This is a genomic window from Acidovorax sp. JMULE5, assembly GCF_013376875.1.
In the GTDB taxonomy this organism is placed as follows: domain Bacteria; phylum Pseudomonadota; class Gammaproteobacteria; order Burkholderiales; family Burkholderiaceae_C; genus Acidovorax; species Acidovorax facilis.
In genome coordinates, this window is record NZ_CP035951.1 from 3,714,808 (window position 1) to 3,739,409 (window position 24,602).

The following is a 24,602-nucleotide window of genomic DNA, read 5'->3' on the forward strand; positions in this document are numbered from 1 at the left end:
TCAGAATCCGTGGCGTCTGCGGGTGCGGCGGGGGGTGTCCCCGCCCGCTGCACGGCGCGCGCGTTGTGTGCGGGCGCCGGAGCTATCGGGCAGGTCCCACGCCATATCTGTGGACTGCACCGCGTGCTGCGCCAGGTGGGTGCCCGTGGTCGCGTCGGCCGCCTGCTCCAGCGCCTGCACCATGCGCGCCAGACGGTCGGCCAGGGTCTCGGTGCTCAGGCGCTCGCGAAAGCGTTCCACCATCAGCGGCAGGGCAAACGGGGTGGGGCGCGTGAGGGCATGGATGGACAGGGTCTGTGCCTGCATGCCGCGCAGCGTGCGGGCCAGTCGCTCCATGTCCAGCTCGTTCGTCAGCAGCTCGGCACGGGCCTGGGCCAGGAGCAGGTTGTCGGGGTCGTACTGCGCAAACACGTCGTAATAGAGCGACGACGAGGCCTGCAGCTGGCGGCTGCTGCGCTGCTCGCCGGGGTGGCTCTGGAAGATCAGGCCCGCAATGCGCGCGATCTCGCGAAAGCGCCTGCGCGCCATTTCGGTGGCGTTCAGGCTGGCCAGCACTTCATCTTCGAGCCCGCGACCGATGGTGGTGTGCGTGCCTTCGCCAATCAGCCGTGGCAGCAGCGTGGCCCAGTCCACCGGCTTGGCCGACAGCAGCTCCAGCCCGTAGTCGTTGACCGCGATGGAGAAGGTGTTGGGCACCTGCTGCGACGCGCGCCAGCCCAGCAGCCCGGCCAGGCCCAGGTGCACCAGGCGGCCCGCCAGCGGGTACAGGTACAGGTGCCAGCCCTCGCGCGTGTGCAGGGTCTCGGCCACCAGGCGGCTGGGTGTGGGCAGCGCCGACCAGGCCTGCTGCAGCTCCAGCAGCGGCCGGGCGCAGCGCATCTCGGGCGTGGCGAACTCGCCGCGCTCCGCCTGCGCCAGCTGTTCCAGCATCGCATCGGCCAGCGTGTTCGACAGCGGCATGCGCCCGCCGCTCCAGCGCGGCAGCGCAGCACTGCCCTTGGGGGCGATGCGCACATAGGCCGTCATCTGCTGGGTGCGCACCAGCTCCAGCAGGCGGCCCGCAAACATGAACACATCGCCCTTGCGCAGCCGCGCGATAAAACTCTCTTCCACCGACCCCAGGCGCCCGCCGCTCACAAACTGCACCTGCATGCTGGCATCGCTCACGATGGTGCCGATGTTGCTGCGGTGGCGGCGCGCCAGGCGGGCATCGGGCATGCGCCAGATACCTTCGTCGTCGGGCACCACGCGGTGAAAGTCCGGGTAGGTGGCCAGCGACGCGCCGCCCTGGCGCACGAACTGCAGCGCCCACTGCCAGTCGTTGTCAGCCAAAGCAGCGTAGGCTGGTGCGCGGCGCACCTCGGCCAACAGCGCATCGGGCACAAAGCCGCCGCCCAGCGCGATGGTGACCAGGTGCTGCACCAGCACATCGAGCGGCGCACGCGGCGTGTGCCGGTCTTCAATGCGGCCCTGCACCAGCGCGTGGCGTGCGGCGGCGGCTTCCACCAGCTCCAGGCTGTGCGTCGGCACCAACGTAATGCTGGAGCTGCGCCCCGGCGCATGGCCCGAGCGGCCCGCACGCTGCACCAGCCGCGCCACGCCCTTGGCCGAGCCGATCTGCAGCACCTGCTCCACCGGCAAAAAGTCCACGCCCAGATCCAGGCTGGAGGTGCACACCACGGCCTTGAGCTGCCCGGCCTTGAGGCCTTGTTCCACCCATTCGCGCACCTCGTGCCCCAGCGACCCATGGTGCAGCGCGATGGTGCCGGCCCAATCAGGCCGCGCCTCCAGCAGCGACTGGTACCAGCGCTCCGCCTGCGATCGGGTGTTGGTGAACACCAAGGTGGACGCCGCCGCTTCGATCGACTGCACCACCTGCGGCAGCAGGCTAAGCCCCATGTGGCCCGCCCACGCAAAGCGGTCGGCCCGCGCGGGCAGCATCACCTGCACCTCCAGCCGTTTGTCGATGCGACCCTGCACCAGCACGGCGGGCGGTGGCTGTGGCGCGCTGGACACAGATTCGGGCAGCAAGGTGTGCATGGCCTCCTCCAGGTTGCCCAGCGTGGCCGACATGCCCCACACCTGCAGCGCCGGGTTCCAGCCCGACAGGCGCGCCAGCGCCAGCTGCACCTGCACGCCGCGCTTGTTGCCCACCAGTTCGTGCCATTCGTCCACCACCACCAGGCGCACGCTGGCCAGGCGCTCACGCGCATCGGCGCGGGCCAGCAGCAGCGACACGCTTTCGGGCGTGGTCACCAGCAGCGTGGGCAGACGGCGGTCTTGCGCGGCGCGTTCGCCGCTGGCGGTGTCGCCGGTGCGCAGGCCGCTGGTCCAGGTGGGGGCCAGTTCGGGCAGCGGTGTCTGCAGGGCGCGCAGCGAATCGGCAGCGAGTGCGCGCATGGGCGTGATCCACAGCACGGTGAGGGGTGGTGCCGCAGCGCGGCGCGTGCGCAGGGCGGTGCGGGCGCTGGGGACTTTGGGGGCTTCTTCGGGCGCTTGTGCAGCATCGGCCCACGCCAGATGCAGCAGCGCACCCAGCCACACCGCATAGGTCTTGCCCGCACCCGTGGTGGCATGCAGCAGGCCCGAGCGGCCCTCGCCCATCGCGCGCCACACGTCTTGCTGGAAGCCGAAGGGCTGCCAGCCGCGCGCCGCCATCCAGGTGGCTGCGGCACTCGGTGCGGTTGTGGGCGGGGCCTTGCGCGGGCGGCGTGTCGTGCTCATGCGGCCGCGTCCTGCCCCGGCAGCAGTGCCATCAGCGTTTGCAAAGTATCGGCCTCGGCCACGGGTTTGTCTTGCCGCCAGCGCAGCATGCGCGGAAAGCGCACCGCAATGCCGCTCTTGTGGCGCGGGCTGCGCGCAATGCCTTCGAAGCCCAGCTCAAACACCAGCGTCGCGTCCACGCTGCGCACGGGCCCGAAGCTCTCGCGCGTGGTCTTGCGGATGATGGCATCCACCTGCGCAATCTCGGCATCCGTCAGGCCCGAATAGGCCTTGGCAAAAGGCACCAGTTGCCGGTCCGGGTCGTCCTGCGGCCCGGTCCACACGGCAAAGGTGTAGTCGGTGTAGAGGCTGGCGCGGCGGCCGTGGCCGCGCTGGGCGTAGATGAGCACCGCGTCCACGCTCATGGGGTCGATCTTCCACTTCCACCACACGCCCACATCCTTGGTGCGGCCCACGCCGTACTGCGCGCTGCGGTGCTTGAGCATGAAGCCCTCGGTGCCCATGCTGCGCGCGGCCTCGCGCTGGCGCGCCAGGTCTTGCCAATCGGTGCCGTGCAGCAGCGTGCTCAGGCGCAGGGCCTGGTGCGGTGCGGGTGCGATGGTGGTGTCATCACGCTGTTGCAGCGTGGCCTCCAGCAGCGTACGGCGGGCCTGCTGCGGCTCTTGGCGCAGGTCCTGCCCGGCGTGTTCGAGCAGGTCGTAGGCCACCAGCACCGCAGGCAGCTCGCGCAGCAGCTTGGGGGTCAGCGTCTTGCGGCCCAGGCGCTTTTGCAGGTCGGAAAACGGGCGGGGCTGGGGCTCATCGGGCAGCCACACCAGGATCTCGCCATCGACCACTGTGCCGTCAGGGAGCTGCGCCATCGCAGCCTCGGCCAGTTCGGGGAAGCGGTCGGTCACCAGCTCCTCCCCGCGCGACCACACCCACACCGCGCCCCCCCGGCGCACGATCTGCGCGCGGATGCCGTCCCACTTCCATTCCACCAGCCAGTCTTCGGGCGCGCCCAGCAGTGCGGGCATCTCAGCCACGGGCTGGCTGAACGGGTGGGCCAGGAAGAAGGGGTAGGGCTGGCCCGCATCGGCAGCATCCTGCGTACTTGCATCGTCGTCCACCGGCGCGATCAGCGCCTGGTAGTCGCTGGCCTGCGGCTGTCGGCCGATCTGGGTGTAGCCCATCAGCCGGTGGGCGATGCGCTTGGGGTCCAGCGCGCTCACGGTGGCAAGCGCCTGCGTGACCTGCAGGCGCGACACCCCGACGCGAAAGTTGCCGGTGATGAGCTTGAAGTACACAAAGCGCTGCTCGGGCGCCAGCATGTTCCATTGCGTGCGCAGACGGGTATCCGCTTCATCGGGCGGCAGGGCGCGCAGGGGCAGCAGCTGGGCCATCCATTCGGCCAGTGTCAGCTCGGTGGGCTGGGCGGGCGGGGGCAGCAGCAGGGCCAGGGTTTCGGCCAGGTCGCCCACGGCCTGGTAGCTTTCCTCGAACAGCCACTCGGGCAGGCCCGCAGCCTCTTGCGCTAGCGCCTTCAGGCGCTTGGTGGGCACCATCTGGCGCGGTTTGCCGCCTGCGAGAAAGTAGGTGGCCCAGGCCGCATCGGCAGGCGGCACCACGCGCAGGTAAGCCACCAGCGCCGCGAGTTTGGCCGACTGCGCGGTGGTGGCGTCGAGCGCCTGGAACAACTGGGCAAAGGCCTTCATGGTGCAGCGGTCTCGGGTGCGTCGGTCTGCGGTGGGGGCGCAGCCGCCGCTGCGTCGTCCTCGTTGTCATCGGCGCCGTATTCAGTGGCAAACACCTGGGCGTCCAGCCCCTGTTCGCACAGCCAGCGCACCATCACCGCCGTGCTGCCGTGCGTCACGATGACGCGCTCCGCGCCCGTGGCGCCAATGGCTTTCTGCAAGCTGGGCCAGTCGGCGTGGTCGCTCATCACAAAGCCCCGGTCCACCCCCCGGCGTCGGCGCGCGCCGCGCACCAGCATCCAGCCGCTGGCAAAGGCGTCGGAGTGTTCGCCAAACCGCTTGAGCCACGGCGTGCCTGCGGCCGAGGGCGGGGCCAGCACCAGCGCGCGGCTCAGCTCGGCCTTGGTGACCCCCGGGTCCGTCACGCGCAGCGTGGGCGGCAGCGCCACGCCCGCCGCGCGGTACACGGCGTTGAGCGGGTCTACCGCGCCATGCACGACGATGGGACCGATATTCGGGTCAACCCCGTGCAGCAGCCGCTGCGCCTTGCCGAAGGCGTACGCGTAGAGGATGCTGGCCTTGCCCGCTGCGGCATTCGCAGCCCACCAGGCATTGATGTCGGCAAACAGCACCGGCTGCGAAGGCCAGCGGTAGATGGGCAGGCCGAAGGTCGACTCGGTGATGAAGGTGTGGCAGCGCACCGGCTCGAATGGCTGGCAGGTGCCGTCGTCTTCGAGCTTGTAGTCGCCCGACGCCACCCACACCTGGCCGCCGTGTTCGACGCGCACCTGGGCCGAGCCCAATACATGGCCCGCGGGGTGCAGCGACACCCGCACGCCGTGGTGGTCGATGACCTCGCCATAGCCCAGCGTCTGCAGATCAATGCCCGCGCCCAGCCGGTTGCGCAGCGTGCCTTCGCTGTCCCGGTGCGCCAGGTAGTGCTCCGAGCCCATGCGCGCGTGGTCTGAATGGGCGTGCGTGATCACGGCCCGCTCCACCGGCCGCCAGGGGTCGATGTAGAAATTGCCCGGCGGGCAATACAGGCCTTCGGGGCGGTGGACGATCAGGTCGCTTGCGGGCATGGTCGGGACATCGTAGGGGGCGGGCCAAAGCCGGGGCGCGGGCTGGGGATTGCGTGACGACGCTTCATGACTAAAATTTGAATAAAAATGGCTGCTAGCGCTTATATGATGAGCGCTAACAGCTATAAATATGTGAGCAATCGCGCTGGGCGTGATTCATTCCGTCAGCGCTGTCAACGCCTCGTCCCATCATCTTGTGCAGCTTCTCCCTGTCTGCAGGCCAACACCGCTTTTGTATGCGCACAGAAATCGCCCGCCCGTCAGACGCCGTTGCCATTGCTGCCGTGTTGCGCGAGGCCGCGCAGTGGTTGGTCGATCAAAAAATTCCGCTCTGGCTCGTGTCTGATTTCACAGATGACAGCGTGCAGCGTGATGTGGATGGCGGGTTGTATGTGGTCGCCAAAGCGAGCGAAGCGGTAGTGGGGGTGGTGCGCTTCCAGCGCGAAGACCCAGTCTTCTGGCCGGACGCTGAACCGGGCACCTCCGCGTTCTTGCACAAGCTGGCCGTGCGGCGTGCTTGGGCGGGGCAGGGGGTATCTACGGCACTGCTGGCATTTGGGTGCCAGCACGCAGGCAGCCTGGGCCTGCGCTATCTGCGGCTGGACTGCGTGGCCGACCGGCAACCGCTGCGAAGGCTGTATGAGGGCTTTGGTTTTACCCTGAACGACTGTGTGCGCAAAGGCAGCAGAGAGTTTGCGCGGTACCAGATCGTGCTGTAGCCGCGCTGTGACCATCTTCAGGAAGGAACGATTCATGCGCCGTGTTTGTGTGTTCCGCCGGTTCGTCATGGCGTTGTTGGTGGCCGTCGCCATGGCCCCATTCCTGACCACTGCCCAGGTGGCTGGCAACTCCGCCCCGCGCACCAACGCCTTCAATGACCCTTTCGTACAGGTCACGAGCGCTATCCCGCAATGTCCCGAGCCCGAAGGCCCGCTCTACACCGAGGCCGAGGTGCGCGAGCTGGCGCATGTGCGATCGCAACACGGCGGCAGCTGCCACCGCGTGGGGCGCTGCCGCCTGCCCAACTCGTACCTGTACGACGCCGAGATCATCCCGCGCGTGCAGCGCTACATCCAGCAGGATGGCCGTTTTGACGACACCAGCGTGTGGGTGTTGGGCGAGCGGCGGCTGGTGACACTGATGGGTTGTGTGCAGTCGCAGGCGCAGGCCGAGGCGCTGGAGAAAGCCGTGTGGCTGGTGGACGACGTGATGGGGGTGATCAACCTGCTGCAGGTGGGCGTTGAGCGCGATGGCGTGCGCTACCCGGTGCGGTCAGTGCCGTAGCCGGTGCACCGGCCTGCCACGGCCCTTTTATCCCAGCCGCACCCGGCGCGCAATCGGTCCCGACACGAGGCTTGCATCGCCGGTGCCACACATGGCGCGTGGGGGCTTGGGCTGGCCTGTTTCCTGCTGCATATTGCCGTTTCTCCTATTTCATCAAGGAAATTTCGCCATGCAATTCAAGCGTTCCCTGCTTGCGGCCGCTACCCTGGCCCTGGCAACCGTTGCTCCCACCGCGTCGGCAAAACCGTTCAAGTGGGCAGGCTCCAGCGACATCCAGACCATGGACATCCATTCGCAAAACAGCGCCCTGGGCAATGGCATCCATGCGGCTGTGTATGAGTCGCTGGTGATGTTCAACAGCCGCACGCTCAAGGTCGAGCCGCTGCTGGCCACCTCGTGGCAGCAGGTCAGCCCCACGCAGCTGCGCGTGAAGCTGCGACAGGGGGTGAAGTTCAGCGACGGCTCGGCCATGACGGCCGATGACGTGGTTTATTCGTTGCAGCGCGCGATGAGCAAGACCTCCACGTACTCCATCTACACCCAGGGCATGGACCGCATCGCCAAGGTAGACGGCGAGACCATTGACATCTTCCTGAAGAACCCCAACCCGGTGATCCTGAACCAGCTCACCGAGCTGCGCGTGATGAGCAAGGCCTGGGCCGAGAAGAACAACTCGGTCGAGCCCAAGGACATCAAGGCCAAGGACGAAACCTATTCGCACCGCAATGCCATGGGCACAGGGCCCTTCGTGCTCAAGGAATGGGTGCCCGACCAGAAGATCGTGTTCACGGCCAACCCCCACTGGTGGAATGCAGGCAAGGCCGAAGGCAACGTCACGGAGATCACCTACACCCCCATCAAGTCCGAAGCCACGCGCATCGCCGCACTGCTGTCGGGCGAAGTGGACATGGTGCGCGACACCAGCATCCAGGACCTGGCCCGCATCAAGGCCAACCCCGCCCTCAAGGTCATGGAGATTGTGGAGAACCGCACCGTGTACCTCGCCATGGACCAGTTCCGCGAAGAGCTGGTGGGCAGCAACATCAAGGGCAAGAACCCGCTCAAAGACCTGCGTGTTCGCAAGGCGCTCTACCAGGCCATTGACAGTGCCACCCTGCAGCGCGTGACCATGCGCGGCATGTCCAAGCCCACCGGGGCCATCGTGTCGCCGCTGGTCAATGGCTGGACGGAAGCCGTGGACAAGCGCCTGCCCTTTGACGCCAATGCCGCGAAGGCCTTGCTGGCCGAGGCAGGCTACAAAGACGGCTTCGAGGTGGACTTTGCCTGCAGCAACAACGCCATCATCCAGGACGAGGAGCTGTGCCAGGCCATCACGTCCATGTGGTCGCGCATCGGCGTCAAAGCCAAGCTGCGCACGCTGCCAGCAGTCACCTACTACCCCATGGCCCAGCGGCACGAGGCCAGCATTGCCTTGCTCAGCTGGGGCGTGCCCACCTTCGATGCGCTGTACACCCTGCAGTCCCTCGTCCGCACCAAGACCACGGGCGGTGACGGCAACTACAACCTGGGCCGCTACAGCAACGAACGCATGGACTACATCGTGGACCGCGTGAAGACCGAAACCGACCTGCCTGTGCGCAACCGCCTGCTCACCGAAGGCCTGCAGCTGCAGAACGACACCGTGGCACACATCCCCCTGCACAACCAGATGCTGGCCTGGGCCATGAAGAAAAACGTGGAGCTGGTACAGCGGCCGGACAACCGGATTGACTGGCGTTTGATCAAGGTGAACTGACGGGCAGGGGGGCGAAAGGCCGTCCGTTGACGGACGGCCTTTCGCGGCGCTCTTACGCTGGCAGATTCAGCCGAAGCACGCTGTTTTCACTGCCCACGTACAGGCTGTTGGCATCCGGGCCGGGGCTGATGAACTTCACCAGGTTCAGATTGGCGGGCAGCGCACCCAGGCGCACGCCGACCGGTGTGGGCTGGTTTTGCCCTGCCAGCAATTCCAGGCCTTTGGCCACGGTAAAGCGGTAGACGCCGCATGCGCTGGACAGAAAGACCTCGCCGGGGCGGCTGGGCAGGGTGCACAGTTGTTGGTAGTGCCCGGAGATGAAGCTCTGTACGTTGACTGAGGGGAGGGCGAACGACTGCCGGTTGTTGCCTTCGAGCCGTACCAGCTCCGGCACAGAGCTGACGAGGCGCGTGCGGTCCTCCGACAGCACGGGCCGGTTGCACAGCACCCACGAAACGGGCGAACTACCCCCCTCGAACGCGATGTCTGTCACATCCATGTACCAAGGGCGCTGGTCCAGCGGCGGGTAGCTGGCCGCCGTGTGGATGAGCTGCGGGTCGCCAACGACCAGCTTCACCTGTCCGCTGGCGCTGACAGTGCCGATCAATGAGGTGCCGGATCCGTAGGGCCGCGAATCCAGCACGAACGGCAATGTGCGGGTGGCAAACCACAGCAGGCCCGTGGAGTCGGTCCGCAGAACCTTCAACCCTGAGACACCCCCAAAAAGCGGGCTTGTCACCCAGCTTTCCCAGGCCGAGTTGCCCGCGCTCTTGGAGGCGCGCAGCAGCGTGTTGTTGGCCGGGTTGTGGGTGATCAGGTAACCGTACGCGCTGGCAAGCTGTTGGTAGCTGGACGAGAACGTGCTCGACAGGGACGTCACCTGGCCTGCAGGCGTAATAACCCGCAGAGGCGTGGGCGTGGTCCGGTTTGGCGGAGTGCCTTGCAATGGGATTTCCGCCAGCGTAGCCACATAAATGGGGCCCGATGCATCGGAGGTGGCGTACGCACCTCTTACAAAGTCAAAGCGGGCTGCGCCCCCTGTGCCATCGACATACCCGCGTTGCTCGGACAGTCCGACCCAGGGTCGGGCTACCGCATTGGCCCCTTTCACGCGGTCCAGCACGAAGAGCACGCCAGGGCTCTCGGTGGTTTGCGCGCCCTCTGGCTCGGCTGAGCCGCTCACTATCAAGTTTCCATTGGTAGGGTTGGAGACGGCTGTACTTACCCACCCCGGCATTGACCAGATGTCTGAGCGCGTTCCGTCCAACGCGTAGTGGGCCAGGGTGTTGGAGGCGGAGTCGAAAGCCCAATACGTGTCCACCGCACCTTTGACGGGGGCGAATGGCTCGGGATGCCCCACCCCTTGCCAACTGTGCGACAGAACAGTCCAGGAATATCCGCCCAAGGGGGACAGCGTCAGCTCAGCCCACTCCACACGGCTGTTCTGTACTTCGTCGGTGAATCGGCGCACCGACCCTGTGGCGGAGGCCACCAGGCGGCTGTTGTTGGGCACTGGCAGCACCGAGGTCACGGTGCCATCTTGACTCACGGTGCGCAGCGTATAACCCGCGGCATTGGTCGGGCGGTCTAGAAAATACACCAAGCCGTCGCTGGCCAGCAGCGGGCTTTCAAAGCTGCGGATCCGGGCCGTAGGGCCTTTGCCGTCCTGCAGCGGGCCTTCATTCGACTGGCCTGCCAAGGTGACCAGTCCTTCGTTGCTGAACAGCGAAACCAGGACGCCTGTGGTGTTGCGCACGGTATGGGCGATCAGATAACGGTCCTGTGCATCGACCACCCCAGATATGTAACCCTGCAGTGGGCTGAGGGCGAAGTACGACAGCGCGCTTTCGGCAGAAACCCTTCCGACCCTCTGTTCGGAGGAGTGCCAGCCGACAAACCAGAGGTTTCCCTTGCTGTCGAAGGCGTGTCCAGTCATTGACACCGGCAGCCGGGCGTCGGTCGAGGTGCCTGCAAGGAAACCCACGCCCCCCAGTGCGCCGGCAGACAGGCTGAGCGAGGCCGACCCAGGTGCCGGAGGCGGTGCGGGCGTAGGGGCCGGTGACGAGGAACCGTCTCCTCCTCCGCAAGCAGAAAGAGAAAGCCCTGAGACTGTCATCCACAAAGCAAAGTGGCGGCGCGTAAGGGCAGAAGAAACTGTCTCAGTTGAAGTGCGCATGAACAATCTTTTGAAGATAAGAAGGCCCTGCTTATAAAGCACGATGTTGCAAATGAGGAGGGTGTTATAAGGGGTTGCAGTGGCGCGCGCGGCCCGTGGGGGTGGACACGCAGAGGCTCCCTAGCGCGCGGGCTGCAGCATGATGATCGCCATGCCCGCCAGCGCGACCAGTACGCCCGCCGTATCCCAGACGGTGGGCCGAATGCCATCGACTATCCACAGCCAGGCCAGCGCCGCGCCGATATAGACCCCGCCATAGGCCGCATACACGCGCCCCGCGCCTGCGGTGTCATGCAGCGTGAGCAGCCACGCGAACAGGGCGAGGCTCAGCGCTGCAGGGATCAGCAGCCACATCGGCTTGCCCTGTTTGAGCCACAGCCAGGGCGGGTAGCAATCCACGATTTCAGCCAGGGCGGTGGCGATGAAGAGCGGCAAGGTCTTCATCATTGTTCGGGGCCGCGAATGGCGGTGGATGGCGGTGCCTCTGGGCTGGTTGCCAGCCACTGGCGCAGCGCCAGTTCGCCCTTGGCGGTGAAGTGCACGACGCGCGAGCCCTGTGCCCGGTGCGCCCATCCGCCGTCGAACAGGCGCTGCAGCAACGCAGCGCCCAGCGCGCCGCCCAGGTGGTGGCGGCGCTCGCTCCAGTCCAGGCAAGGGCGGCACAGCATGCGCCGCTGCTGCGCCAGTGCCGTGGTGTCAATGTCCACCTGGGAAAACCACCGCGCGCCTGCGGGCGTCACCGCTGCACCCTGGGGTGTGGCCTGCAGCAGCCCTTGGCGCACCAGGGCTTCGTAGAACTGCACGCCCACTTCGCCGGCCAGGTGGTCGTAGCACATGCGCGCGCGGCGCAACGCGGGCTCGCGCGGGCTTGCGCGCAGGCGCACGGCACCGGCGCGGAAGGCCACGTTCATGAGCGATTCCAGCAGGTGCGCCACATCGCGATCAGCCAGCCGGAAGTAGCGGTGGCGGCCCTGGTGCTCGACGGTCAGCAGGCCCGCATCGAGCAGCTTGGCCAGGTGGGCACTGATGGTCTGCTTGGTCACGCCTGCCACCGCCGCCAGTTCGGTGGCCGTGAGTGCGCGGTCGGCCATCAGGGCCGTGAGGACTTCGGCGCGCGCGCTGTCGCCAATGAGCGCGGCAATGCGCGCGATGTGGGGGCCGTCTTTCATGGTTCGATCTTGGGCGAACCATCGAAGGACGTCAACCGCCTATCGTGAAGCCCTGTCCACCAACGACTTCTGAACACCATGATCACCTGCTTCATCCGCTACGACATTGACCCCTTCCAGCGCGAGCTGTTTGCCGACTACGCGCGCCGCTGGGGCCAGATCATCCCGCGCTGCGGGGGCCACCTGATCGGCTATTTTCTGCCGCACGAGGGCAGCAACTACGAGGCCTGGGGGCTCATCGGCTTTGAGTCGCTGGCTGTCTACGAGGCCTACCGCGCCCGCCTGCGCTCCGACCCCGAAGGCCGCGCCAACTTTGCGATGGCACAGGAAAAGCGCTTCATCCTGCGCGAGGAGCGCACGTTCACGCAGGGCGTGGAGGGCACGCTGGGCCTGCCCGCACACCCACTGGAGATCAGCGCATGATGGCCGTCATTTTCGAGGTACAGCCCGCTCCGGGCCAGCAGGACGCTTATCTGGGCGCTGCCGCTGCATTGCGGCCTTTGCTGGAGCAGATCGACGGGTTTATCTCCATCGAACGGTTCGAGAGCCTCAGTGCTCCCGGCAAACTGCTGTCGCTTTCGTTCTGGCGTGACGAGGAAGCGGTGGCGCAATGGCGCCAGATGGAAGCCCACCGCGCCACGCAGAAAGCAGGCCGCGAGCGGATCTTCGACAACTACCGCCTGCGCGTCGCCGCCGTGGTGCGCGACTACGGCATGCACGACCGCAATCAGGCTCCCGCAGATTCACGGTCAGTGCACAGCTGACGGGAGCCTGCGCTCCCGGCTATGACGGCCGTGCTGCCGGGCAAGCTTCGCCATGGCCGCGTTTCGAACTGTGGTGGCCTGCACCAGCGCAGGAGAAAGGGGGCTGCCACCCAGATTTGCTGCCGGGTCAGCACCCACCGGCGGAGGATGCGGAGACAGGAGAGATCCGCAGGAGGGGCAAGCCTTCAGCAAGGGGACACAGCGCCGCTCATGCTGCCCTGGCACAGGTGCAGGCTGACCCGCGCCCGGTTCAATAGCAGATCGCACAGCCACGCGTACACCAGCGCGATGTATGCCAGCTGCGCCCAGCCCACGTAGCTGCCGAACACGACGGTGTGCAGCCAGTTCTGGCCCCAAAGGTAGATGGCGCTGCTTGCCAGCGTGGCCAGAAGGAGGGTGGCGGTGGCCGGCACCAGCGACACCCCACCGGCGCCGTGGGGTCGCCGCCATGCGGCCAGGCCCAGCAGGGCGAATGCCAGGGCATTGGCACCGCTGAAGATGCGCAATTCGCGCAACAGCTTTTCGGCCGTATCCATGTAGGCGCTGCGGATCAGCGCATCGAGCTGGGCCTGCATCTGCTGCGCCGTGCCAATCTGCAGTTCCAGCCGTTGTTGCCGCCGTTTGCGGCACTCGCACGCCGGAATCCCCATCTCGGCCGCAATGGCCGCGACCCGGGCGGGCAGGCCCGCAGACAGCGCCTTGCGCGCGGCGTTGATCTCCTGCTCCTTGCCGCGCAAGAAGACCCGCGCCTGGGCGCTCAGAAAGCGTTCGTCCAGGGCCCGGAGCTTTTCGCCCGTCTTGTGCTCGATCTGCTGGCGGATCAGCTCGCGCGCACCGTGTTCAATCCAGGTAGGTTGCAGCAGCGATACCAGGAGCAATCCGCCAAAGGCGGCGCTGCCCAGCAGGGACAGCAGGAGTACGAAAGAGCGAAACAAGGTGGAGATCTCCGATGTTCAGTGCAGCTTAGCTCTGCGCAGACCGCACGTCGGCACATCCACTTTCGAGTACCAGCCGGCCCAGTGCGGGCTCCGTCAGCCGGTAGCTCAGCCGTTCGGCCACGCGCTCGGCACCCAGGCTTTCGTAGAACAGGATTCCCCGGGCGTTTGAAGCCTTCACAGGCCAGTCGATGCGGCGGCAGCTGTGTTCCATGGCATATCGGGCGAGCCCGTGCATGAGCGCCCGGCCCGCACCCTGGCTTCTTGCGGCCGAACTTACATACAACTCTTTGAGCTGGCAGTGTCTGCGCTGGTCCTCTGCAAATTCGACCAACGAATACACCAGCGAGAACGCCGCCAGGCCCACCACAACGCCATCGCTGCGCGAAGCCACCAGCAAACGCTGGGCGGAGCCGGGCGCCAAGAGGTTCTGGCGGAGATGCTCCATCACCACCTGCCGAGGGGGTGTGGCGCCTTGGTTGTAGAAGGCGTGCAGTTCGCACAGCAGGTCGACCAGTGATGCATGCTGGTGTTCGGCGACCAGCTCAATACGAAAGCGGTGTTTTGTGGGATGGGGGGCCTGCATATGGTTTTCTCACCAGGAAGCGTCTGCAACAGGACGAGCCGCGCATTCTGGCCCCTCCTGCGTGTCCAATGGCCATTGCATCACAGTCGGTACACGCCCTGCGGCGTGCTTCGCGCAGGGGAAAGTTGGTCAGGACTTCCGTGGGCCATGCCGACCGTGGGCGTGCGTTGTGTGTACCGCCTGCCTAGGCTTTCACCGCGATCACTTCCATACAGACGCGGTACCGCTGACTGATGCCATAGCGCACGGGCTTGAAGCCACATTCGGCCAGCAATGCATACAGGCGGTCGCGGTCGAAGTTGTGATAGTGCTCGATTTCACCCCAGTACGGGTTCGCATTGCCGGCATCCAGTGCTTTCCAGACCATGGAGCCCGAGTTGGGCAGGGAGATCAGCAGCACGCCACCCGGTTGCAACAGTCGGTGGGCGGCATGCAGGCCCACCTTGGGATACGGCATGTGCTCCAGCACATCTGCCATGCTGATCACACTGGCGGGGCGCGACAGCTCGAACCCTTTGACATCCTGGCAATGGGCTGCCACGCCCCATCGGCGCAACTCTTCCACCGATTGCGGACGCAGGTCCAGGCCCACAGGCTCGAAGCCGTACTCGTGCGCCGTGAGCAGAAGCGATGCATTACCAAACCCCACGTCCAGCCACGTGCCGCCGGTCTGGTAGGGCAGCACTTTCTCAATCATCTGCGCAGACACATAGCGCTGCCGCTCCAGGTCATAGCCGACCACCTGGGATTCGTTGGTGCCACGGAAAACGATATTCAGCGCTGCTTCGGTGTAGTAGCCGCTGCGAAAAACATGCTGGCACGCCGCGCATTGGCTCCAATGCATGGTGCGAGAGAGTTCTTGGCTGTAGCGAGGGTGGTGGGAACAGTCCGCACTGCGCAGCGGACGAAAGGCTTTGCTCTCGCACAACGGGCATGCCTGGTAGTCGATCAACTCACTGGCCAGGACTGCGGGGGGGTTTGCTGGAGGCCTGTAAGTCACCGGCGCAGCTGGGAAGGAGTACTTGATCATTGCCTCATTCTAGGAGCCTGTGATCTGCGCGTGAGGAGCGCCCTAGCGTCACGCCGAATTGCAAACGCCGCAAGCGCAAAGAGCACGGCCCACGAGACGAAAGCTCCGGTCAGTACGTGCAGGAGGTAGGCCGGGGCCCCGCCCCCGGGCACGAGCCAGTACACCACCGCAGTGGGAGTGATGTGGACAAGGAGTGCAGCGGTTTGGATGCCGGGCCACAGGTAGGTGGTCGAAGCCCATCCAGGCGGCAGGACCGCCAGTGCCAACGCGCCCACAGCCGCCGAGAAACCGATACCGACCAGCACGACCAGCACAGCGGCGCGCAAGCTCTTCATGCGGCCAACCAACGCTGCACGGTTCCAGCGCGTCGCTTCCAGCAACCGATGGGAGCGGGGCGGAGCGCTGGGACAGATCGAGCGGCGTGAAAGCGAGCCGTGCACCAAAAATGCTATAAAAACAATAGCTTTTCGCGCTTGTCAGACAAGCGCCAGGTGCCAAAAAACCCCAATCCGAGCTGCGCCAGTCAGCGAGCCCGTTCACGAGGCGGCCCACTCACAGCGCAAAAATTTTCCCCGGGTTCAGGATGTTCTTCGGGTCCAGTGCCCGCTTGATGGCGCGCATCATGTCCACCGCGCCCGTGCCGGTCTCGTCCAGCAAAAAGCCCATCTTGTGGATGCCCACGCCATGCTCACCGGTGCAGGTGCCGCCCATGCTGAGGGCGCGGGCCACCAGCGTGTGGTTCATGGCTTCGGCCTTGGTGCGTTCTTCGGCGCTGTTGGGGTCGATGAGGTAGCCGAAGTGGAAGTTGCCGTCGCCCACGTGGCCGACGAGGAAGTAGGGGATGCCGCTGGCTTCGACCTCGTCCACCGATTCGAGCAGGCAGTCGGCCAGGCGGCTGATGGGCACGCAGGTGTCGGTGCTGATGGCGCGGCAGCCGGGGCGGCTTTGCACGGCCGCGAAGTAGGCGTTGTGCCGGGCGGTCCACAGGCGGGTGCGTTCTTCGGGCGTGCTGGCCCATTCAAAGGCCTGGCCGCCGAATTCGCTGGCGATGTCCTGCACCATCTCGGCCTGTTCTTTCACGCTGGCGGGCGAGCCGTGGAACTCCATGAGCAGCATGGGTTCTTCGCGCAGATTGAGCTTGCTGTGCGCGTTCACCATGCGCACGGTGTGGTGGTCGATGAGTTCCACGCGCGCAATCGGCACGCCGATCTGGATGGTCTGGATGGTGGTGCGCACGGCCGCTTCGATGCTTGGGAAGGAGCAGATCGCGGCGCTCACAGCCTCGGGCAGCGGGTACAGGCGCACGGTGATCTCGGTCATGACGCCCAGCGTGCCTTCGCTGCCCACCATCAGGCGCGTGAGGTCGTAGCCCGCGCTGCTCTTTTTGGCGCGGGTGCCGGTGTGGATGATGTCGCCGCTGGCGGTCACCACCTCCAGCGCCAGCACGTTCTCGCGCATGGTGCCGTAGCGCACGGCGTTGGTGCCGCTGGCGCGGGTGGCGGCCATGCCGCCAATGCTGGCATCTGCGCCGGGGTCGATGGGGAAAAACAGGCCGGTGTCCTTGATCGCATCGTTCAGTGCTTTGCGCGTGATGCCGGGCTGCACGGTCACCGTGAGGTCTTCGGCATTGATGCTCAGCACCTGGTTCATGCGGCTCACGTCAATGCTGATGCCGCCCTGCACGGCCAGCAGGTGGCCTTCGAGCGACGAGCCCGCGCCGTAGGGGATCACGGGCACGTCGTACTGGCTGGCCAGCTTCACCGCGTCGGCCACATCCTGCGTGCTTTCGGCAAACACCACGGCGCTGGGCGGCGGGGCCTGCAACGAGCCCTCGTCGCGCCCGTGCTGCTCGCGCACGGCCTGGGCCAGCGAGCACTGCGCGCCAAAGCGGGCCTGCAGCGCATCGATGAGGGCCTGGGGCACGTCGCGCAGCTTGATTTCGGGCAGCAGGTGGGCGGCAGCGGTAGGGGCGTTCATGGTGTGTGTCTCCGGTGGGTGCGGTCAGTGAGAAGCATTCTAGGTTCGGCCCCGTGGCCGGGCCCTGGGTGATCCACCTTGGGCCTGTGCGGGGATGCGGGTATTCACGGGCTTGTTGGTCGACGCCTGCATAAATACATTACGTTCGAAATGTATATTGTGAAAGCGCCATGAACCACCGTGTTTCCCCCAAGGCCGGGGTGCGCCGCACCCATGCCGAGCGCAGCGCCGCCACCCGCCAGCACCTGATCGCCACGGCCATCGACGTGATCCAGCACCGCAGCCTGGAGGAGATGTCCATCCACGAGCTGGCCAAGTCGGCGGGCATGACATCAGGCGCAGTGCAGCACCACTTCGAGTCGAAGGCGGTGCTGATGATGAACGTGCTGAGCGAGCTGATCGAGTCCACCGTGCGCTCGGGCGAACTCTGGCCCAGCCCCGCGCTGCCGGCGCGCGAGCGCGCTGCGAAGTTTGTGCAGGCGGTGTGGAGTCTGGTCTATGCGCAGCCGCGCTTCATCGTGGCCTGGAACATCTACCTGGGCTGCCGCAACCAGCCCGAGGTGCTGGGCCACATTGCCGAGCTGCGCCAGAGTGTGCAGGCCCGCATGCACGAAGGCTTTTTCAGCGCCTTCCCCGAACTGGCCGGTGAGGCCGACCGGGATGGACTGTTGGGCCTGGTGCTGTCGTCGCTGCGCGGGCTGGGGATGCTGCAGCTTTTTGCGCCTGCGCAGCCGGGCGCGCCGGATGCTGCACAACAAGCGCAGCTAGCCTGCCTGGCCGACCTCATTGCCACCCGCTGCGAAACGGCAGCCGCCCGCCCCCCCCGCGCCGCGCCAGCCACCCAACGCTCGCGCCGCCGCTAAGCCCAGGCACCTGCGGTGCCTGCGTGCACGCGCTTCCCGCCGGGCACCGTGCAAACCGATTCCTTCCCATCTCAAGCTCCAGGAGACACAACACCATGACCCCTTGCTTCCCTCGCGCGCCGCACATCCCGCTGCTGGGCACCCTCATGCTGCTGGCAGGTGCCGCCATGGGCCAGCCCGCCGCTTACCCGGCCAAGCCGATCCAGCTTATTGCCCAGCAGCCGCCCGGCAGCGGATCGGACGCCATGACCCGCGTGTGGGCCGACTGCGCCGCGCGTGAGCTGGGCCAGGCCGTGGTGGTGCAGAACAAGCCCGGAGCCAACGGCATCTTGGCGGTCAACTACCTCAAGGGTCAGCCCGCCGACGGCTACAACCTGCTGAGCATCGGCATGTCGCAGATGACGATCACGCCCTATGTGTACAAGCAGGCGCCGTACGACCCGCTGCGCGACTTTGATAGTGTGGCCGTGCTGGGCACATCGCCGCTGGTGCTGGCGGTGCCTGCGGGGCAGGGCATCACCAACTTGTCGGATCTGCAAAAACTCGCGCGCGCCACACCGGGGGGCGTCAACTTCGGGTCGCCGGGCAAGGGCAGCCCTGCGCATCTGCTGACCTCCGCACTCGTCGAGAAGCTGGGCGTGCCCGGCACCCATGTGCCCTTTGTGGGCGAGGGCGCGGGCCTCACGGCGCTGATGGGCCAGCAGATCCATGCGATGACCCTGGTCATCGGCACGGCCGCCGCCCAGGTCAAGGCGGGCAAGCTGGTGCCATTGGCGCTGTTTGGCGCAGAGCGCTCAGCCCTGCTGCCCGATGTGCCCACGATTGCCGAGGCCCTGCCCGCCGCCGCTGATCTGGCGCGGCCCGCGTGGATTGCGGTGGTGGCCAAGGCGGGCACGCCGCCCGAACTGCTGGGCAAGCTCAACGCCATCACCGAAAAGTGCCGGACGAGCGACGCGCAGTACAAATCGCGGCTGGAGGCCATGAACGTCACGCTCACATCCTCGGCGCCGGGCGATGTACGCACCTGGGCCTCGCGCGATGCCGCCGTGTGGCGCCCGCTGATCGACAAGCTGGGCCTGGCCACGGAATGACGGTGGGCACAGCGGCACCCCAAGTCACGCTGCCCCACGGCGGCCAGCTGCGGGGCTTGTGGGACCAGGGCGTGCGTGTGTTCCGTGGTGTGCCGTATGCCCAGGCACCAGGTGGTGCGCTGCGCTTTGCGGCACCGGTGCCTGCATTGCCGTGGTCCGGCCTGCACGATGCCACCACCTTTGCACCCATGGCGCTGCAACTGGCCCGCACGGCAAAGGCCGATGCGCCCCTGCTGGGTGGCGAGGACTGCCTGGCCGTCAACGTGTGGGCGCCGCCTGCCGAGCTGGGCGCGGGCTTGCCCGTCATGGTGTGGGTGCATGGTGGCGGCTTCTTTCGCGGCTCCGCGAGCGAGCCGCTGTACGACGGCGCAGCGTTCGCCCGGCAGGGGCTTGTGTTTGTGTCGCTGCAGTACCGGCTGGGCATGGATGGGTTCATGCACTTCGAGAGCGAGGACGACAGTGCGCCCGCCAACCGGGGCTTGCTGGACCAGATTGCTGCATTGCAATGGGTGCAAGACCATATCCACGCCTGGGGTGGCGACCCGGCGCAGGTCACGGTGTTCGGCCAGTCGGCGGGCGCGGGCGCTCTGGCGTGCCTGCTGGGCATGCCAGCGTCGCGGGGCTTGTTCCAAAGGGTCATCCTGCAAAGCCCAAGCGTGGCTTGCCAGACGCTGGAGGAAGCCGCCGCCGTGCGCCATGCCGTGGCGGCCTTGGTGGGCGTGGCGCCCCGCCGCGCGGCGCTCGCCTCGGCACCTATCGACTCCGTGCTGCATGCCGTTCACAGGTTGGCGGCAGATCCGGTCTTGCGGCTGCAGCACGGGCTGGGCGGGCGCAATTTTTTTCCGCTGAGGCCCGTGGTCGATGGGCGGGTGCTGGCGGCGGCGCCGTTGCAAGCGATGCAGCAGCAATGGATGGCCGATCCGCCGGACCTGCAGGTGCTGGTGGGCAGCAATGTGGACGAGATGCGCCTGTACCACGTACCAGGCGGTGCCATCGACCGCGTGACCGATGCCCAGGTACTGGCTTTTGCGCAGGATGTCGGTTTGCCCACCGACGCGGTGCGCGCCTATCAGGCGTTGTTGCCGCCTGCGCAGCAGAAACCGGGCGAGCTGCTGTCGGCCCTGCAGTCTGATTTCTACTACCGCGTGCCTGCACAGCGCATCGCAGCGCTGGCCAGCGAATGGACCCGCAGCGCCCACCGCTACGAGTTTGGCTGGGCGTCGCCCCAGTGGCGGGGGCGGCTGGGCGCGGCGCACGCGGTGGAGCTGCCGTTTGTGTTTGCCAACCTGCACACTGCCCAGGGGCAGGAGTTCACCGGGGCCGCGCCGCCCGCCCATCTGGCGCAGGAGATGCACCAAAGCTGGGCAAGCTTTGCGCACCAGGGCGAGCCCGGCTGGGCGCGCTATGACGGCTCCACGCCATGGGTGCAACATTTCGACAGCGCGTCGCACTGCGAAATCCATAGCGACCCCGCCCGGTTCAACGTGTGGGAGGGCATTCTTTGAGCGGAAAGGGCAAGGCCCGCTGATCCCCGTCTGGGCCGCCACGGGTTGGTGCGCCACACTGGTGCATCCATCTTGTATACCAGTTGGCACGGAACCTGCAATCGGTGCAGGGCAATGACCACCGCCACCGAGATCAGCAACCGCATCATCGAAGCCGTAATGGCCCAAAAGCTTGCCCCCGGCTCGCGCCTGGGCGAGCAGCAGCTGGCCATGCTGTTCGATTGCAGCCGCACCATCGTGCGCGAGGCGCTGACGCGGCTTTCCACGCGCGGCATCGTCACGGTGAGCGCGCGGCGCGGCTGGTATGTGATCGAACCTTCGGAAGACGAGGCGCGTGAAGCCTTCGAGGCACGCCGCGTGATTGAGCTGGGCCTGCTGCACCAACTCAAGACGGTGGACAAGGCGGCCGTGCGCCAGCTCAAGAGCCACCTGCAGCGTGAAAAAGCGGCCCTGGCGGGCAGTGATGTGGGCGTGCGCAGCTTTCTGCTGGGCGACTTTCATGTGTGCCTGGCCGAATGCCTGGGCAACAGCCTGTTGGCCGACACGCTGCGCGACTTCACCGCGCGCACCACCTTGATTGCCATGCTCTACCAGTCGTCGCACGACGCCGCGCAGTCGTGCGAGGACCATGTACGCATTGTCGAGGCGCTGGAAGCGGGCGACATAGCCCGCGCCGAAGCGCTGATGGCTGAGCACATCGGCACCGTGCAGTCGGCCTTGCGCCTGCAGGCCAGCAGCGACCCGCTGGCCGGGCTGCGCGATGCGCTGGCCCCGGTGCGCAAGAACACCGCTGCAGCGGATACCCCCGCGCAGCCACGGCAGCGCAAGCCCCGCGCTGCATCCAAGAGTTCCACCCCCCCGGCGTCCGACAAGGACGCAGCTTCTGCCGACACATCCACCTACCTAGGAGCCTTGCTATGACCATCCGCCGCACCCCCGCATCCTCGACCCGCCGCCTGGTTCTGGGCCTCCTGGCCGCTACCGGCCTGTCGGCCGCGCTCTTGTCGCCCGCTGCGCACGCACAGAACGCGCTGGACAACATCCTCAAGGCCAAGGAAATCAAGATCGCCATCCCCACCGACTACCCGCCCTACGGCTTTGTCGGCACCGACCTCAAGCCCCAGGGCCTGGATGTGGAGATGGCCAACTACATCGGCGCCAAGCTGGGCGTGAAGGTCGAGCTCATCCCCGTGACCAGCGCCAACCGCATCCCGTACCTGCAGACGCAGAAGGCCGACCTGGTGATCTCCACGCTGGGCAAGAACCCCGAGCGCGAGAAGGTGATCGACTTCACTGCGGCCTATGCCCCGTTCTTCCAGGCCGTGTTTGCGAGCAAGAGCCTGAACATCAAGAGCTTTGCCGACCTGACCGGCAAGAGCGTGGCCGTGACGCGTGGCGCCATGGAAGACCAGGAGCTGGCCAAGGTCGCGCCCCCCGGCGTGGACGTGAAGCGCTTTGAAGACCATGCCGCCAGCATCTCGGCCTTTGTGTCGGGCCAGACGCAGGCCATCGCCACCAGCGCCTCTACGGCGGGCACCATCATGGTCAAGAACCCCAACCTGCAGACCGAATACAAGCTGCTGCTGAAAGACAGCCCCAACTTCATCGGCGTGGCAAAGGGTGAAGACAAGCTGCGCCTGCGCGTGAACGAGATCATTGCCGAGGCCAAGAAGTCGGGCGACATCGACAAGATGTCCAGCAAGTGGCTGGGCCGCCCCGCGGGCGACCTGCCCCTGTGATCGCAGTTTTCGCCCCCCGCTGAAAGAACCGAACAGGACCGTGGCGTGACAAGCGCCACGGGGCATCCGCACCATGCTGATTGCGCTTGATTTTTCTGCCGTGCTCTCCTCGTGGCCGCTGCTGGTGCGCGGCGTGCTCTGGACCATTGGCCTGACCATCGTTGGCACTGTGCTGGGCCTGCTGCTGGGCACGGCCTGTGCGTGGGCACGCGCCCGCAACCTGGGGCCGCGTGCACTGCCACTGCGCTGGGCGGTGGCCAGCTATGTGGAGCTGGTGCGCAACACGCCCTTCATCGTGCAGCTGTTCTTCCTGTTCTTCGGCCTGCCCGCGCTGGGGCTCAAGCTCTCGCCCGAGTTTGCATCGGTGATGGCCATGGTGATCAACCTGGGCGCGTATTCGGCCGAGATCATCCGTGCCGGCATCGAGGCCACGCCACGGGGCCAGATCGAGGCTGCGCATAGCCTGGCACTGACGCCAGGCCAGACCTTCCAGCGTGTGGTGCTGCCGCCCGCGCTGCAAAAGGTGTGGCCTGCCATGGTCAGCCAGATCATCATTGTGATGCTGGGCTCGGCCGTATGCGGGCAAATCTCGACGCCCGAGCTGAGCTATGCGGCCAACCTGATCTCCAGCAACACCTTCCGTGCGTTCGAGGCCTTCATCCTCGCCACGCTGGTGTACCTGGCGCTGTCGATGTTGACCCGCCGCCTGCTCATGTGGGTGGGCGCACGTTTCTTGGTCGGGAGGTAAGCCGCCATGGTCGAGTTCTCTCTGTGGGACATCCTGCGCAACCTGCTGCTGGCAGCGCGCTGGACGGTATCCCTGTCCCTCATCGCCTTCATCGGTGGCGGCCTGGTGGGCCTGCTGCTGCTGGTGCTGCGCCTGTCCAAGGTGCGTGGCACCGAGCGCTTGATCGGTGCCTATGTGCAGGTGTTCCAGGGCACGCCGTTGCTCATGCAGCTGTTCCTGGCGTATTTCGGCATTGCGCTGTTTGGCATCAAGACCTCACCGTGGACGGCTGCGGCCGTGGCGCTGACGCTCTACACCAGCGCCTACCTCACCGAGATCTGGCGCGGCTGTGTGGCCTCCATCCCCAAGGGCCAGTGGGAGGCCGCGCAGAGCCTGGCACTCAACTTTGGCGAGCAGCTGCGCCATGTGGTGCTGCCGCAGGCACTGCGCATTGCGGTGCCGCCCACGGTGGGTTTTCTGGTGCAGGTGATCAAGGGTACGGCGCTGGCTTCGGTGATTGGTTTTGTCGAGCTGACCAAGGCGGGCAGCATGATCTCCAATGCCACCTACCAGCCGTTTCTGGTCTACGCCTGCGTGGCCCTGCTGTACTTTGTTTTGTGCTTCCCGGTTAGCCTGGTGGCGCAATCGCTTGAAAGGAAACTCCATGGCAATCGCCGTTGAAACCACCCCCGCCCCCGCCCACGATGGCATCGTGGTGAGCGATCCACCCATCGTGGACATCACGGCCTTGCGCAAGTCCTACGGCACCAACGAGGTGCTCAAGGGCATTGACCTGAAGGTCGCGCGCGGCGAGGTGATTGCCATCATCGGCAAAAGTGGCTCTGGCAAAAGCACGCTGCTGCGGTGCGTGAACGGGCTGGAAGAGTTTCAGGAGGGCGCTCTCAGCGTCAACGGCAAGAAGCTGCTGCACGACAGCCCGACGGCCATGCGCGAGTTGCGCCAGCAGGTGGGCATGATCTTCCAGAGCTTCAACCTGTTCCCGCACCTGAGCGTGGGCCGCAACATCATGCTGGCACCCACGCTGGTGAAAGCGCGCGACGCCAAGGCCGCCGAAGCGCAGGCGCGCAAGCTGCTCGAACGTGTGGGCCTGGCGGAAAAGTTCGACGCCATGCCCGAGCAGCTCTCCGGTGGCCAGCAGCAGCGTGTGGCCATCGCCCGTGCATTGGCCATGGAGCCGCAGGTGCTGCTGTGCGACGAAATCACCTCGGCGCTGGACCCGGAACTGGTGGGCGAGGTGCTGCGCGTGGTCGAGTCGCTGGCGCAGGAAGGCATGACGTTGATGATGGTCACGCACGAGATGGCGTTTGCCCGCAAGGTGAGCGACCGCGTGATCTTCATGCACCAGGGCCGCGTGCATGAAACAGGTGCGCCCGCCGAGCTGTTTGGCAACCCGCAGACGCCCGAGCTGCAGCAGTTCCTGTCGTCGCTGCACGACTGACCAAAAACAAAACCCGCCTGCGGTCTGGAGCGTTCCAGGGCAGGCGGGCCCGCAGGCCCCAA

At 66.3% G+C, this 24,602-nt stretch carries 24 protein-coding genes; 13 read left to right on the top strand and 11 right to left on the bottom strand.

The genetic code is table 11. The annotated features are described in order from the left end of the window. The 3 genes from EXV95_RS16885 to EXV95_RS16895 are packed head-to-tail and all read right to left on the bottom strand — an operon-like array spanning position 1 to position 5,479. Positions 1-2,724, bottom strand: a complete 2,724-nt coding sequence (locus EXV95_RS16885) for a ligase-associated DNA damage response DEXH box helicase (protein ID WP_176887719.1) — start codon at positions 2,722-2,724, stop codon at positions 1-3. Beyond that, positions 2,721-4,418: an ATP-dependent DNA ligase gene (locus EXV95_RS16890; protein WP_176887720.1), complete on the bottom strand. Its 1,698-nt coding sequence runs from the start codon at positions 4,416-4,418 to the stop codon at positions 2,721-2,723. Before EXV95_RS16890 ends, EXV95_RS16885 begins: the two co-directional genes overlap by 4 nt. Then, a complete protein-coding gene (locus EXV95_RS16895; protein ID WP_176887721.1) occupies positions 4,415-5,479 on the bottom strand; it encodes a ligase-associated DNA damage response exonuclease in 1,065 nt (354 codons plus the stop codon). Before EXV95_RS16895 ends, EXV95_RS16890 begins: the two co-directional genes overlap by 4 nt. Positions 5,480-5,715: 236 nt before the next feature. Between EXV95_RS16895 and EXV95_RS16900 the strand changes: the two genes are divergently transcribed. The 3 genes from EXV95_RS16900 to EXV95_RS16910 all read left to right on the top strand — a co-directional run bounded on the left by EXV95_RS16900 (position 5,716) and on the right by EXV95_RS16910 (position 8,519). After that, complete coding sequence (locus EXV95_RS16900) at positions 5,716-6,198, top strand: GNAT family N-acetyltransferase (RefSeq protein WP_176887722.1); 483 nt, start codon at positions 5,716-5,718, stop codon at positions 6,196-6,198. 34 nt (positions 6,199-6,232) lie between these two features. Further along, a complete protein-coding gene (locus EXV95_RS16905) occupies positions 6,233-6,763 on the top strand; it encodes a BON domain-containing protein (RefSeq protein WP_176887723.1) in 531 nt (176 codons plus the stop codon). Between the two features lie 169 nt (positions 6,764-6,932). After that, entirely contained in the window at positions 6,933-8,519 is a 1,587-nt protein-coding gene (locus EXV95_RS16910) for an ABC transporter substrate-binding protein (RefSeq protein WP_176887724.1), read from the top strand. A gap of 52 nt (positions 8,520-8,571) precedes the next feature. Here EXV95_RS16910 and EXV95_RS16915 read toward each other — a convergent pair whose 3' ends face one another. The 3 genes from EXV95_RS16915 to EXV95_RS16925 form a co-directional block, all read right to left on the bottom strand. Continuing rightward, entirely contained in the window at positions 8,572-10,455 is a 1,884-nt protein-coding gene (locus EXV95_RS16915; RefSeq protein WP_176887725.1) for a hypothetical protein, read from the bottom strand. 360 nt (positions 10,456-10,815) lie between these two features. Continuing rightward, complete coding sequence (locus tag EXV95_RS16920) at positions 10,816-11,139, bottom strand: YnfA family protein (RefSeq protein ID WP_218135510.1); 324 nt, start codon at positions 11,137-11,139, stop codon at positions 10,816-10,818. After that, positions 11,139-11,864 (bottom strand): helix-turn-helix transcriptional regulator, encoded by a 726-nt coding sequence (locus tag EXV95_RS16925; protein WP_176887727.1) that lies wholly within the window; start codon positions 11,862-11,864, stop codon positions 11,139-11,141. Before EXV95_RS16925 ends, EXV95_RS16920 begins: the two co-directional genes overlap by 1 nt. 78 nt (positions 11,865-11,942) lie before the next feature. Here EXV95_RS16925 and EXV95_RS16930 point away from each other — a divergent pair, with 78 nt between their 5' ends. Further along, on the top strand, positions 11,943-12,287 hold the full coding sequence (locus EXV95_RS16930; RefSeq protein WP_176887728.1) for an NIPSNAP family protein: 345 nt from the start codon (positions 11,943-11,945) through the stop codon (positions 12,285-12,287). After that, positions 12,284-12,628 carry an antibiotic biosynthesis monooxygenase gene (locus EXV95_RS16935; protein ID WP_176887729.1) on the top strand — a complete coding sequence of 115 codons (345 nt, stop codon included), beginning with the start codon at positions 12,284-12,286 and terminating at the stop codon, positions 12,626-12,628. The genes EXV95_RS16930 and EXV95_RS16935 overlap by 4 nt, the downstream gene beginning before the upstream one ends. A gap of 185 nt (positions 12,629-12,813) precedes the next feature. Here the strand turns inward: EXV95_RS16935 and EXV95_RS16940 are convergent, their stop codons facing one another. The 5 genes from EXV95_RS16940 to EXV95_RS16960 all read right to left on the bottom strand — a co-directional run bounded on the left by EXV95_RS16940 (position 12,814) and on the right by EXV95_RS16960 (position 17,156). After that, on the bottom strand, positions 12,814-13,563 hold the full coding sequence (locus tag EXV95_RS16940) for a hypothetical protein (RefSeq protein ID WP_176887730.1): 750 nt from the start codon (positions 13,561-13,563) through the stop codon (positions 12,814-12,816). 28 nt (positions 13,564-13,591) lie between these two features. Beyond that, a complete protein-coding gene (locus EXV95_RS16945) occupies positions 13,592-14,149 on the bottom strand; it encodes a GNAT family N-acetyltransferase (RefSeq protein WP_176887734.1) in 558 nt (185 codons plus the stop codon). 184 nt (positions 14,150-14,333) lie between these two features. Further along, positions 14,334-14,993: a class I SAM-dependent methyltransferase gene (locus EXV95_RS16950; RefSeq protein ID WP_176887738.1), complete on the bottom strand. Its 660-nt coding sequence runs from the start codon at positions 14,991-14,993 to the stop codon at positions 14,334-14,336. 182 nt (positions 14,994-15,175) lie between these two features. Continuing rightward, positions 15,176-15,514 (bottom strand): hypothetical protein, encoded by a 339-nt coding sequence (locus EXV95_RS16955; protein ID WP_176887739.1) that lies wholly within the window; start codon positions 15,512-15,514, stop codon positions 15,176-15,178. 217 nt (positions 15,515-15,731) lie between these two features. After that, positions 15,732-17,156, bottom strand: a complete 1,425-nt coding sequence (locus tag EXV95_RS16960) for an FAD-binding oxidoreductase (RefSeq protein ID WP_176887741.1) — start codon at positions 17,154-17,156, stop codon at positions 15,732-15,734. 170 nt (positions 17,157-17,326) lie between these two features. On the opposite strand from EXV95_RS16960, the gene EXV95_RS16965 reads away from it, so the two are divergent. The 8 genes from EXV95_RS16965 to EXV95_RS17000 all read left to right on the top strand — a co-directional run bounded on the left by EXV95_RS16965 (position 17,327) and on the right by EXV95_RS17000 (position 24,540). Then, entirely contained in the window at positions 17,327-18,019 is a 693-nt protein-coding gene (locus EXV95_RS16965; RefSeq protein WP_176887743.1) for a TetR/AcrR family transcriptional regulator, read from the top strand. 95 nt (positions 18,020-18,114) lie between these two features. Continuing rightward, complete coding sequence (locus tag EXV95_RS16970) at positions 18,115-19,110, top strand: tripartite tricarboxylate transporter substrate binding protein (RefSeq protein WP_176887745.1); 996 nt, start codon at positions 18,115-18,117, stop codon at positions 19,108-19,110. Next, positions 19,107-20,615, top strand: coding sequence for a carboxylesterase/lipase family protein (locus EXV95_RS16975; RefSeq protein WP_176887747.1), 1,509 nt, complete (start codon positions 19,107-19,109; stop codon positions 20,613-20,615). The genes EXV95_RS16970 and EXV95_RS16975 overlap by 4 nt, the downstream gene beginning before the upstream one ends. Positions 20,616-20,729: 114 nt before the next feature. Beyond that, positions 20,730-21,536 (top strand): GntR family transcriptional regulator, encoded by an 807-nt coding sequence (locus tag EXV95_RS16980; protein WP_176887749.1) that lies wholly within the window; start codon positions 20,730-20,732, stop codon positions 21,534-21,536. Continuing rightward, a complete protein-coding gene (locus EXV95_RS16985) occupies positions 21,533-22,354 on the top strand; it encodes a transporter substrate-binding domain-containing protein (RefSeq protein WP_176887751.1) in 822 nt (273 codons plus the stop codon). Before EXV95_RS16980 ends, EXV95_RS16985 begins: the two co-directional genes overlap by 4 nt. 73 nt (positions 22,355-22,427) lie before the next feature. After that, positions 22,428-23,102, top strand: a complete 675-nt coding sequence (locus EXV95_RS16990; RefSeq protein ID WP_176887753.1) for an amino acid ABC transporter permease — start codon at positions 22,428-22,430, stop codon at positions 23,100-23,102. A 6-nt stretch (positions 23,103-23,108) separates the two neighbouring features. Continuing rightward, positions 23,109-23,762: an amino acid ABC transporter permease gene (locus EXV95_RS16995; RefSeq protein WP_176887755.1), complete on the top strand. Its 654-nt coding sequence runs from the start codon at positions 23,109-23,111 to the stop codon at positions 23,760-23,762. Continuing rightward, on the top strand, positions 23,746-24,540 hold the full coding sequence (locus EXV95_RS17000) for an amino acid ABC transporter ATP-binding protein (protein WP_304503256.1): 795 nt from the start codon (positions 23,746-23,748) through the stop codon (positions 24,538-24,540). The genes EXV95_RS16995 and EXV95_RS17000 overlap by 17 nt, the downstream gene beginning before the upstream one ends. The last annotated feature ends 62 nt before the right edge of the window (positions 24,541-24,602 follow it).